Genomic DNA, 11,203 nt, shown 5'->3' on the forward strand with positions numbered 1-11,203 from the left:
CGGCAAATCGCGGGCTCCGGCCTTCACAATGTCGGAGCGAAAATAATCAATCGATTCCAGCCGGTTGGCCTGCGAGCCTCAAGCCTTTTGGATTGGCGGTGGTCAGAACGCGCTGACGTAGAGACCGCCATCGACCGGGATGTTCTGGCCGGTGAGGTAGCCGGCATGGACCGAGCAGAGGAAGGCGCAGATCTGGCCGAATTCCTCTGGCGTGCCGAGACGCTTCGCCGGCACGTCGGCGCTGATGCGGGCCTTGCGCGCGGCGGCAGCGGCCGGGTCTTCCTGCGTGCCGGCCTCATGCGGGCCGCGCAGCCGGTCGGTGTCGAGCTTGCCGGGCAGCAGGCTATTGATGGTGACGTTGCGGTCGATCACGGTACGCGCCACGCCGGCGAGGAACGAGGTCAGGCCGGCGCGCGCGCCGGACGACAGATCGAGCCCGGGGATCGGCACATAGACCGATAGCGAGGTGATGTTGACGATACGGCCGAAGCCGCGCTTGGCCATGCCGTCGATCACCGCCTGGATGAGCTCGATCGGCGTCACCATGTTCTGCGTCACGCCATCAAGGATCTTTGCGCGATCGAGCTCGCGGAAATCGCGCAGCGGTGGGCCGCCATTGTTGTTGACCAGGATGTCCGGATCGGGGCAGGCGGCGAGGATCGCCTTCTGCACGTCAGGCCTCGACACGTCGCCGGCAACTTCGATCACTTTCACGCCGAACCCGTCGCGGATGTCCTTTGCGGTCTTCGCCAGAAGCTCGGCGTTGCGGCCGTTGACGACGAGATCGGCGCCGGCTTCGGCCAGCGCAATAGCGCAACCGCGCCCCAATCCCTTGCTCGAGGCGCAGACGATGGCCTTCTTGCCGCGAATGCCAAGATCCATGGTGATTTCTCCTGATGATTTGCGGCGCAAGCTAGCGCTTGAGCTGGACCAACCGCAACCGTCATACGGTTGTTGCATGAATCGGGGCATAGGCACGCGAAAGCAACGGGTAAATCGTGATGTCAGACCCAGAGCCCCGCACTTTCCGCGCCCTGTTCATCTCGGACGTACACCTCGGCTCCAAGGCGGCCAAGGCCGATTTCCTGATCGACTTCCTGCGCCATCACGACGCCGAAATCATCTATCTGGTCGGCGATATCGTCGACGGCTGGCGGCTGCGGCGCAGCTGGCATTGGCCGCAGAGCCACAACGATGTCATACAGAAGCTGCTGCGCAAGGCGCGCAAGGGCGCCTCGATCACCTATATCGCCGGCAACCACGACGAGTTCGCCCGCCAGTTCCAGGGCGTGCATTTCGGCGGCATCGTCGTCGCCGACCGCGCCATCCATGAAACTGCCGACGGCCGCCGCCTGCTGGTCATCCATGGCGACCAGTTCGACACGGTGGTGCACAACCAGCGCTGGCTCGCCTATCTCGGCGACTATGCCTATGACGCGGCGATGACAGTCAACCGGGTGGTGACAAAACTGCGCCACCTGCTCGGCCTGCCTTACTGGTCGTTCTCGTCCTGGGCCAAGGTCAAGGTGAAAAAGGCGGTGAATTTCATCGGCTCGTTCCAGACCGTGCTTTCCGAGGAAGCGCGGCGTTCGCATGTCGACGGGGTGATCTGCGGCCACATCCATCATGCGGCAATCGAGAACTATGGCGAGATACAGTACATCAACACCGGCGACTGGGTGGAAAGCTGCACCGCGGTGGTCGAGCATTTCGACGGCCGCATGGAGATCCTGACCTGGGCGCATGTGCTGCCCGAATCTTCGGCCGACGAGGATGTGCTGGTGCCGGTCGACATCGTCGACCTCAAGGGCAGGGCGGCGCAGGCGGCCTGAGCGCCGTCTTAAGTCAGCATTAAGGTCTTAGGCGTGACACTGAAGTATGCGCCTTAAACCTCTCGCGCAGTTGGCGCTCGCGAGCAGGACTGATCTCATCAGATCAGTTGTTATATGAAACGGTTAAAGGACGTTAGCGTCAGGACCAAGCTCTCGCTGGGCTTTGGACTGGCGTTGCTGTGCATTGTGGCGGTCGGGGTATTTGGGGTCGCGCAACTGCGGTCGCTCAACGAGGTCACGAGCGAGATCACCGGCGTTTGGCTGCCGCAGATCCAGATCGTCGGCGAGATGAAGCGAAATCTCGCGGAACATCAGCTATACGCGACACTGCGTATGCGCACTACCGATACCCAGCAGATAGCTGGCATCGACAAGGAGATGGCGAGGGGGAGGGAAGAAATACTCGGGGGGCGGCGCGCCTACCGGAGGAGTGCCGGATCGCCAGCCGAGCAGGACTTGTTCGATCAGTTCGTCTATCTGTGGACGGCTTATGAAGACTCCCTGACGTCGATTTTCCCGCTCTTGGAGACAGGAGAGCGAACGAAGGCCATCAAAGAGTTCGAGACGGTATCGCTCCCGACCGTTGCCGAGGCGGCCCTGCGGCTGGACAACCTGGTGGCCCTCACCAATCAGCGCAGCACCGCCGTCGCAGCTATGGCCGATCATACCTATGCCGCTGCACAGCGCCTGACTTGGGTAGCAGTTCTTTTTGCCGCCGCATGCCTTAGCGGGCTTGTCGCTTGGATTCGCCACAATGTCAGCAAACCTATCCTCGCCGTGAGCGAGGCGATGCGTCGGTTGACACAGGGTGAGCGTCGCTCAATCCTCGTTGCGCTGAAAAGGGATCGGCAGGACGAGGTTGGCGCGCTATTCTCGGCCTTTGCCGGCTACCAGGCAAGCTTGGAGCGTAGCGACGCCCTCGCCCGCGAGGCCGAGCTGGAGCGGCAGCATTTGGCCGCGGCTGCATCGAACATGCCCGTGGGGCTGTGCATGTTTGATGCAGAGCGACGGTTGGTTCTTTGCAACCAAAGCTACGCCGACCTCTACCACCTGCCGGAGATTCTTACCCGTCCAGGCACGCCATGGACCGATTTGATGGAGTTCCGGATCGCGGCGGGCCTCTATGTCGGCCATGACCCAAAAAAGTATTTGCAGCAGCTCTCGGCGACCATTGATCGCGCCGAGCGCGTGGTGAGCTTGGTGGAGCTCAGGGACGGGCGCACCATAGATCTCATACATCAGCCGCTGCCAGGCGGCGGGTGGCTTGCGACGCACCACGATGTGACCGACTTGCGGCGCAGCGAGGTCCAGATCTCGCACATGGCGCGCCACGACGGACTTACCGATCTTCCAAACCGCATATTGTTTCGCGAACGAGCCGAGGAGGCTTTGATCGACATGGGCCGTGAGGATGGCAAAGTTGCTTTCCTCTGTCTCGATCTCGATCATTTCAAGACAGTCAACGACACGCTGGGGCATCCGGTTGGCGACGCCTTGCTGAGAGAGGTCGCCTCCAGGCTGAAGCAGGTCATCCGTGAAGGCGATACGGTGGCCAGGCTAGGCGGCGACGAGTTTGTGATCATTCAGAGGGGAGTTGATCAGCCGCTCGAGGCCACAGCCGTCGCACAACGGGTCATTGATGCACTTAGCGCGCCCTATGTCGTCGATGGACATGGGATCATGATCAGCGCCAGCGTCGGCATTTCGATTGCGCCGAGCGACGGCAGGAACGCAGACCAATTGCTCAAGAATGGCGACATGGCGCTTTATCGAGCAAAGGCGGAGGGGCGCAGGACGTATAGGTTCTTCGAGCCGGAAATGGATGCCCGCATGCAGGCGCGACGATTTCTCGAACTCGATCTGCGCGAAGCGGTGGCACGGGAGCAGTTCGAGATCTACTATCAACCGCTCCTCAATCTCGACCGAGGCGAAGTCAGCTGCTTCGAGGCGCTGCTACGCTGGCATCATCCAACGCGCGGCATCGTGTCCCCTGCGGAGTTCATTCCGTTGGCCGAGGAGATTGGCCTTATCGTCCCGATTGGTGAATGGGTGATCAAGCAAGCCTGCCTTGATGCGGCAGCCTGGCCTCAAAGCATCAAGGTCGCCGTCAATCTGTCGCCGACGCAGTTTCGCAATTCGCTCCTGCTCTCGACGATTGCCGGAGCATTGGATGCCTCGAGACTGCCCGCTAGCCGGCTCGAGCTTGAGATCACCGAGACGGTGCTGCTGGCTAACACGGAGGCGACCCTCGCGATGCTGCAGCAGATCCACATGCTAGGCGTGCATATCGCCATGGATGACTTCGGAACCGGATATTCAAGCTTGAGCTATCTGCGCTCGTTCCCCTTCGACAAGATCAAGATCGACCAGTCCTTCGTGAAGGATGCCGATGACATCGACAGCTCCGTCGCCATCATCCGAGCCGTCACGAGCCTTGGCAACAGCCTCGGGATACAAACCACTGCCGAAGGGGTTGAGACAGCGGAGCAACTCGAGAGGGTAAGAAGAGAAGGGTGCAGCGAGGCGCAGGGCTTCCTGCTCAGCCGGCCGCTACCTGCCCGGGACGTCCCCGCAATGCTGGAGCGGACGCGCGCCGTTGTGGCCGGCGACATAATCGAGTCCGCTCCCGAAGCAACAGGCGAACTGAACAAAGAGCAGTCCGCTGGCTGGCGTCGGAGGAGCGCCTCTTTCTAGACGCCTGACCGGCCGCAACTAGCAGCTCACTTCCGCTTCGAGCCCGAGCCCGCCCCGTGCATCAACTCGATGCCGCCAGGCTCTACAGGGGCGCTTGGAGAAGGGGCGGGGCGGCGCCCGTGTGCCGTTCCATAAGCTTTAGCCTGATCGATTGGTCCAGACAGTTCCGTCGCGCTTTGCCGCATGTTAGGGATCGAGACGCGTTGCGGTCCGTCGAATGCAGCGCAATTGGATCGATTCATGTCGCTGCCGCCTTTGTCGCCTGAGCAACTCGTCAAGCCCAGCCATTTCGAACTGCGCATGAGCCTGATCTTCGCGACCTTGTTCGTGTCACAAGGCACGCATCTGCCCTATTTCCCGCTCTGGCTGCAGGCGAAAGGTTTTCATGCCGAGCAGATCGCCGTCATCCTGGCGGCGCCGATGTTCCTACGCGTGGTGACGACGCCGATGCTGACCGCGCTTGCGGACCGGGCCAAGGACCGCGCCAATGTCTATATCGCGCTGGTCGCTGGCTCGATGATCGTCTCGGCCGGCTACTTCCTGCCGGCCACCTACGCGATCGTGCTTGCCGTATCGTTGCTTTTTACGATCGTCTGGACGCCGCATTCGCCGATGGCCGATTCGCTGGCGCTGTCGGGCGTGCGGCGCTTCGGCTCGAACTACACCGCGATGCGCAAATGGGGCTCCATCTCGTATCTCTGCGCCAATCTCGCGGGCGGATTCATTCTCGCCGCCACCGGCCCGCAGGCGGTTCCGGTCATCATCCTGGTGTCACTTGGCGGTGCTCTCGCGGCAGCATTGCTGGCGCCGCGCCTTGGGCGGCCGCGAAAGCCCTCGCCGCTGTCAGCGACCGAAATCCAGCACCAGGCGCCCAGCCTGTTCAACGCCTATTTCCTCTATTTCACGCTTGGCGTCGGTATCATCACGGCCAGCCACGCCTTCCTCTATGGTTTCGTGTCGATCTACTGGAAATCAATCGGCATCGGCGATTCCGTCGTTGGCCTGCTATGGGCCTGGGGCGTGGTATCCGAAGTCTGCATGTTCCTGTTTTTCAACCGTATTTTCGGATCCATCTCGGTCGTTAGAGTGATGTTGATGGCCGGCGTCGGCTCGGTCGTGCGCTGGATCGCCTTTCCCCTGGTCTGGCCGCTGGGTCTGGGCGTCGCCGGCTTCTTCGTCGTCCAGTCGCTGCACTCGGTGTCCGTCGCCATGGTGCTGATCGGCCTGCAGAAGATGATCGGCGAGACGGTCTCCGAAGAGCGCACGGGCGCCGCGCAAGGCATTGCCTATTTCTTCAACGGCTTCTTCATGGCCGCTGTGACGCTTGCTTCCGGTCCGCTCTATGAGCGCTTGGGCGTCGACGGTTTCCTGGCGATGATCCCGATCGCGATCATCGGCATAGTGCTGATCGGCCTTGCCGCGCGCTCAGCCCCACAGCGCCGGCTCGGGCGGTGAAACGAGCGATCCCTGGTAGACAAGGCCGGGCTCGCGATCGCGCGCCAGAAGCAGCGGGCCATCGAGGTCGACGAAGTCGGCATCCTGCGCCAGCAGCACCGCCGGCGCCATGGCGAGCGAGGTGCCGACCATGCAACCCACCATGATGCCGAAGCCCAGTTCGCGCGCCCGTTCGCGCAATTTCAGGGCCCCGGTCAGGCCGCCCGCCTTGTCGAGCTTGATGTTGACGGCGTCGTAGAGGCCGACCAGGGAACCGAGTCCGCTTGCTTCGTGCACGCTTTCGTCGGCGCAGATCGGCACTGGATGCGGAATCCGGCCCAATACGGCGTCCTTGCCTGCCGGCAATGGCTGCTCGATCAACGCAATGCGGTGCTCGGCGGCGAAAGCGAGGTTGGCTTCGATATTGCCATCGGTCCAGCCCTCATTGGCATCGAGGATGATGCGGCTTTCGGGAGCGGCCTCCGTCACGGCGCGAATCCTCGCCATGTCGTTGTCGCCACCGATCTTGACCTTGAGCAAGGGCCGCGTGGCATTGGCGCGCGCCTGTGCTGCCATGGCCTCCGGCTCGGCGAGCGACAGGGTGTAGGCGGTTTCCAGTGGCTTGGTCGGAAGGACGCCGATCGCTGCCGCCACCGGCGTGCCGGTCAGCTTGGCCTCAAGGTCCCACAGGGCGCAGTCGATGGCGTTGCGCGCTGCGCCCGCAGGCATGGCTTGAAGCAGCGCGATCCTGTTTATGCCGCCGGCTATCTGCCCTCGCATCGCTTCGATCGCCGCATACACGCCCGCCATGGTTTCGCCGTAGCGCTTGTAGGGCACGCACTCGCCGCGCCCGGAACGTCCGCCGTCAGCGATCGTTACGGTGATGACTTCGGCCTCGGTTTTGGATCCGCGTGAGATGGTGAAGGTGCCGGCGATCGGGAATCGCTCCATTTCGACCGAAATGACACGCGCCATAATTTTCTTCTCCGGCTGTGCGACACAGGTCTGCCGGCAAATCGACACGCCAGTCGCGTCAGGCTAAACAGGACGCCATGTTGACCATCCGCAAACGCGACGCAAGCGGCGGGGCCGCCAGGGACGCCGAGCACCGGCCACGCATTGCGGTGGGCGAGGAAGGCGGTGTGCTGGGCTGCGCCTTTTCCGGCGTGTGGACGACGCGCACCGTCGCGCTGGTCGATGCCGACATGCGCAAGATCGAGCAGAGAAGCGGCGCAAAACAGCTGATGCTCGACCTTTCCCATGTCGAGAAGATGGACACCGCCGGTGCCTGGCTGATCGACCGGCTGGCCAGCGCCTTCGAGAAGAAAGGCGTCGAGGTCCATTTGCAGGGGCAGAGCGAGATCGCTTCGATCCTGCTCGGCGCCGTCGGCGACGCGGTCCGCCGCGAGCCTGAACCGGGCCCGTCCGGGCCGCCCAACATCATCCTGCGCGCGCTGGAGCTGGTCGGCCGGCAGGTCTACGAGATGCGCGACGATTTCTTCGCCTCGATGAACATCCTCGGCGCCACGATCCGCGGCGCGCAGATGAAGCTCGGCCGTGGGCACGCGGTCAACCCGGCCGCGATCTTCAACCAGATCGATCGCATGGGCGTCGGCGCGATACCGGTGGTGGTGCTGATGTCGGCCATCGTCGGCGCCATCGTTGCCCAGCAGGGCGCCTATCAGCTCAGCTATTTCGGGGCCAACATTTTCGTCGTCGACCTCGTCGGCGTGCTGATCCTGCGCGAGCTCGGCGTGCTGATGACGGCGATCATGCTCGCCGGACGCTCCGGCAGCGCGATCACGGCCGAGATCGGCTCGATGAAAATGCGCGAGGAAGTCGACGCGCTGAAGGTGATCGGCCTCAATCCGATCGGCGTGCTGGTCTTTCCGCGGCTCGTCGCCCTGGTGATCGGGCTGCCCTGCCTCACCATCATCGCCAATTTTGCCGCGCTTGGCGGCGGCATCGTCGCCGCCTGGCTCTATTCCGACATCCCTCCGGCAGCGTTTATCGACAGGCTGCGCGTCGCCATCGATCTCAGCACCATCTTTGCCGGGCTGATCAAGGCGCCGTTCATGGCCTTGATCATCGGCATCATCGCGTCCGTCGAGGGCATGAAAGTTGGCGGCAGCGCCGAATCGCTCGGCCTGCACGTCACCGCTTCGGTGGTGAAGTCGATCTTCGTCGTCATCATCCTCGACGGGCTTTTCGCCATGTTCTACGCAGCGATCGGGTTCTGAGATGGCGAACGGCAACGGCGTGGCGGCAGCGGAGCATGCGAATGACGACGAGATAGTGCTTTCGGTTCGCAATGTCACCGTGGCAATCGACGACAAGCTGATCCTCGACAAGCTTTCGCTCGACATCAAGCGCGGAGAAATCCTTGGCTTCGTCGGCGCCTCGGGCGCCGGCAAATCGGTGCTGTTGCGCACCATACTGGGGCTGATGCCGAAGCAATCGGGTACGATCAGCCTGTTCGGCGTCGACGTCGACAAGGCAAGCGACGCCGATCGCCTGCGCATCGATATGCGGCTTGGCGTGCTTTTCCAGCATGGCGCGCTGTTTTCGGCGCTGACGGTGCTGGAGAATGTGCAGGTGCCGATGCGCGAATATCTCGACCTGCCCAAGGCGCTGATGGACGAGCTTGCCATGCTCAAGATCGAGCTGGTCGGGCTGCCGCCCGACGCGGCGCAGAAATTTCCCTCCGAGCTTTCCGGCGGCATGATCAAGCGGGCGGCGCTGGCGCGCGCCTTGGCACTCGATCCCGACATCGTCTTTCTCGACGAGCCGACTTCCGGGCTCGATCCGATCAGCGCCGCCGAATTCGACGAGCTGGTCGTCAAGCTGCGCGACACGATGGACCTGACCGTCTACATGGTCACGCACGATCTCGACACGCTGTTCACCGCCTGCGACCACGTGGCGGTGCTCGGCAAGAAGAAGGTGCTGGTCGAAGGCACGATCGACGACATGCTGAAGAGCGATGAGCCGTGGGTGAAATCGTATTTCCGCGGAAAACGCGCCCGGCAACTTGATCTTGCGGCGCGCGCATAGCCATAAGTGGGGCGATGGAAACAAGAGCCAACTACGTAATTGTCGGCATCTTCACGCTGGGCGCGATCCTGGCGGCCTTCGCCTTTGTCTATTGGACGGCCGCGATCGGCGACAGGGGCGAAACCGCGATGCTGCGCGTGCGCATTCCAGGTTCGGCTTCCGGGCTCAGCCGCGGCAGCCTGGTGCTGTTCAACGGCGTCAGGGTGGGTGACGTGAAAAACGTCTATATCGACGGCGACGATCCGACCGTCGCCATCGCCGACACCGAGATCGCCCGCTGGACGCCGATCACCAAGTCGACGCAGGCCGATATCGGACTAACCGGCCTCAGCGGCCAGGCCAATATCGAGCTCAAGGGCGCCGACCCGAAGGAAACCCGGCTCCTCGACGAAGCGGAGAAGGAAGGCAAGGTCGCCGAAATCGTCGCCAATCCGTCCGCGGTCACCAACCTTCTGCAGACGGCCCAGAATATCTTTACCCGCGCCGACAAGGTGCTCAGCGATCTCGAAGGTTTCACCAAGGACGTTCGCGGTCCGCTGACGAATACGGTCAAGAACGTCGAGACCTTCTCGGACGCGCTGGCCAAGAATTCCGATGGCATCGACAAGTTCCTGTCGGCGGTAAGCTCGCTTTCGGACCAGCTGAAGAACGTCTCGGGCCGGCTCGACAGCACGCTGAAGGCCGCCGAAGGCCTGCTCAATTCCGTCGACAAGGACCAGATCAAGAGCATCGTGGCCAATGTCGACACGGTGACGACGAACCTCAAAGAGACCAGCAAGCAGTTCGATACCGTCATCGACAACGTCAACACCGCGGTCGGCTCGATCAACGATTTCGCCAAGCAGACGCAAGGGACATTGGCAAAGGTCAACGGCGTGCTCGACGGCATCGATCCGGCCGATGTCAAGGCCGCTTTGGCCAACATCCAGAAGGCGAGCGCCAATGCCGACAAGGCAGCCTCGGACATCGCCAAGGTCACCGACAAGATCGCCAACCGTTCCGACGACATCAATGAGACCATCAAGGACGCCCATCAGCTCGCGCAACGCCTGAACGATGCCTCGGTGCGCGTCGACGGCATCCTGGCCAAGGTCGACAAGCTGCTCGGTTCCGGCGAGGCCAACGGCGTGATGGCCGATGCCAGGGCGACGCTGAAATCCTTCAAGCAGGTCGCCGACACGCTGAACTCTCGCCTCGGCACCATCGTCGACAATCTGTCGCGCTTCTCCGGCTCGGGGCTGCAGAATGTGGAAGCGCTGGTGCAGGATAGCCGGCGCTCGATCAACCGCATCGAGGAGGCGGTGACCGACCTCAGCCGCAATCCGCAGCGCATTCTCTCGGGCGGCGAAGGCGAGGTCAGACAGTTCGACGGAAGGGCGCGGCGTTGACTTCGGCCGCCGCGACCGTCAAGAAAATGAACCGCAAATGCGGGTTGATCGTAAGATCCGGGGACAACGGGGATCACGCGTGAAGTCGGTCAGGGTGGTGGCGGGTAGTTTGAGATCGTCCGCGGCGGTGCTGCTGGTGCTTACGGTTGCCGGTTGCGCGGCCCTGGGCGGCAAGCCGGCGCCGCTCGACACGTTTGAATTGTCCGCGCCGTCGGTCGACGTGCGTGCGCACAGCCGTCGCCAGATCCTGATCGCCCAGCCGGCGGCGCTCAAGGCGCTGGACAGCCAGAACATCGTCATCAGGCCGTCGGACCAGTCCATCCAGTTCCTGAAGGGCGCGCAATGGGCGGACCGGCTGCCGCTGATCGTGCAGGCGAGACTGGCCGAGACGTTCCAGCGCTCCGGCAGCTTTGCCGGCGTCGGCAAGCCGGGCGAGGGGCTGGCGATCGACTACCAGATCATCGTCGAGGTGCGCTCCTTCGAGGTGCGCGTCAATGGCGGCGAGCATGCCGATGTCGACCTGTTCGTGCGCATCCTCAACGACCGCAACGGCGAGGTGCGCGCCTCCAAGAACTTCACAGCGAGCGCGCCGGTTTCCGGCAACGGCAATCCCGCCTATGTCAGTGCGCTGGACGACGCCTTCGGCGAGGCGGCCAGGGACATCGTCCGCTGGACGGATTCAACGATCTGAGCGAACTCGGCTAAAGCGCGTTGCGCTGAAACGGATTCAGGCGACGCGCTTTTAAGTCTTTGTTTCAATGCATGTCGTTGTCCCAGAACCGCAGCACACTTCTGGGCGAC

At 62.7% G+C, this 11,203-nt stretch carries 9 protein-coding genes; 7 read left to right on the top strand and 2 right to left on the bottom strand.

Annotated elements, in window-relative coordinates:
• Window positions 1–102: 102 nt before the first annotated feature.
• The gene (locus AC0L2L_RS05705) at window positions 103–882 is read right to left on the bottom strand and encodes an SDR family oxidoreductase (RefSeq protein ID WP_473576786.1); all 780 of its coding nucleotides are present in this window, start codon (window positions 880–882) and stop codon (window positions 103–105) included.
• A 119-nt stretch (window positions 883–1,001) separates the two neighbouring features.
• On the opposite strand from AC0L2L_RS05705, the gene AC0L2L_RS05710 reads away from it, so the two are divergent.
• From AC0L2L_RS05710 to AC0L2L_RS05720, 3 genes are all read left to right on the top strand, one after another.
• Window positions 1,002–1,832: a UDP-2,3-diacylglucosamine diphosphatase gene (locus AC0L2L_RS05710; protein ID WP_473576787.1), complete on the top strand. Its 831-nt coding sequence runs from the start codon at window positions 1,002–1,004 to the stop codon at window positions 1,830–1,832.
• Window positions 1,833–1,946: 114 nt separating this feature from the next.
• Window positions 1,947–4,526, top strand: coding sequence for an EAL domain-containing protein (locus AC0L2L_RS05715; RefSeq protein ID WP_473576788.1), 2,580 nt, complete (start codon window positions 1,947–1,949; stop codon window positions 4,524–4,526).
• 240 nt (window positions 4,527–4,766) lie between these two features.
• On the top strand, window positions 4,767–5,981 hold the full coding sequence (locus tag AC0L2L_RS05720; RefSeq protein WP_473576790.1) for an MFS transporter: 1,215 nt from the start codon (window positions 4,767–4,769) through the stop codon (window positions 5,979–5,981).
• On the opposite strand, the gene dgcA is transcribed toward AC0L2L_RS05720, so the two are convergent.
• Window positions 5,952–6,935, bottom strand: a complete 984-nt coding sequence (dgcA, locus tag AC0L2L_RS05725; protein WP_473576792.1) for an N-acetyl-D-Glu racemase DgcA — start codon at window positions 6,933–6,935, stop codon at window positions 5,952–5,954. The two genes, AC0L2L_RS05720 and dgcA, sit on opposite strands and share 30 nt — an antisense overlap.
• Window positions 6,936–7,012: 77 nt before the next feature.
• Between dgcA and AC0L2L_RS05730 the strand changes: the two genes are divergently transcribed.
• The 4 genes from AC0L2L_RS05730 to AC0L2L_RS05745 are packed head-to-tail and all read left to right on the top strand — an operon-like array spanning window position 7,013 to window position 11,093.
• Entirely contained in the window at window positions 7,013–8,200 is a 1,188-nt protein-coding gene (locus AC0L2L_RS05730) for an ABC transporter permease (protein ID WP_027166348.1), read from the top strand.
• 1 nt (window position 8,201) lies between these two features.
• The gene (locus AC0L2L_RS05735; protein WP_473576793.1) at window positions 8,202–9,014 is read left to right on the top strand and encodes an ABC transporter ATP-binding protein; all 813 of its coding nucleotides are present in this window, start codon (window positions 8,202–8,204) and stop codon (window positions 9,012–9,014) included.
• Window positions 9,015–9,028: 14 nt separating this feature from the next.
• Window positions 9,029–10,402, top strand: a complete 1,374-nt coding sequence (locus AC0L2L_RS05740; protein ID WP_473576794.1) for an MlaD family protein — start codon at window positions 9,029–9,031, stop codon at window positions 10,400–10,402.
• A 37-nt stretch (window positions 10,403–10,439) separates the two neighbouring features.
• Window positions 10,440–11,093 (top strand): ABC-type transport auxiliary lipoprotein family protein, encoded by a 654-nt coding sequence (locus AC0L2L_RS05745; protein ID WP_473576795.1) that lies wholly within the window; start codon window positions 10,440–10,442, stop codon window positions 11,091–11,093.
• The last annotated feature ends 110 nt before the right edge of the window (window positions 11,094–11,203 follow it).

It is taken from the genome of Mesorhizobium sp. WSM4832, assembly GCF_055811115.1.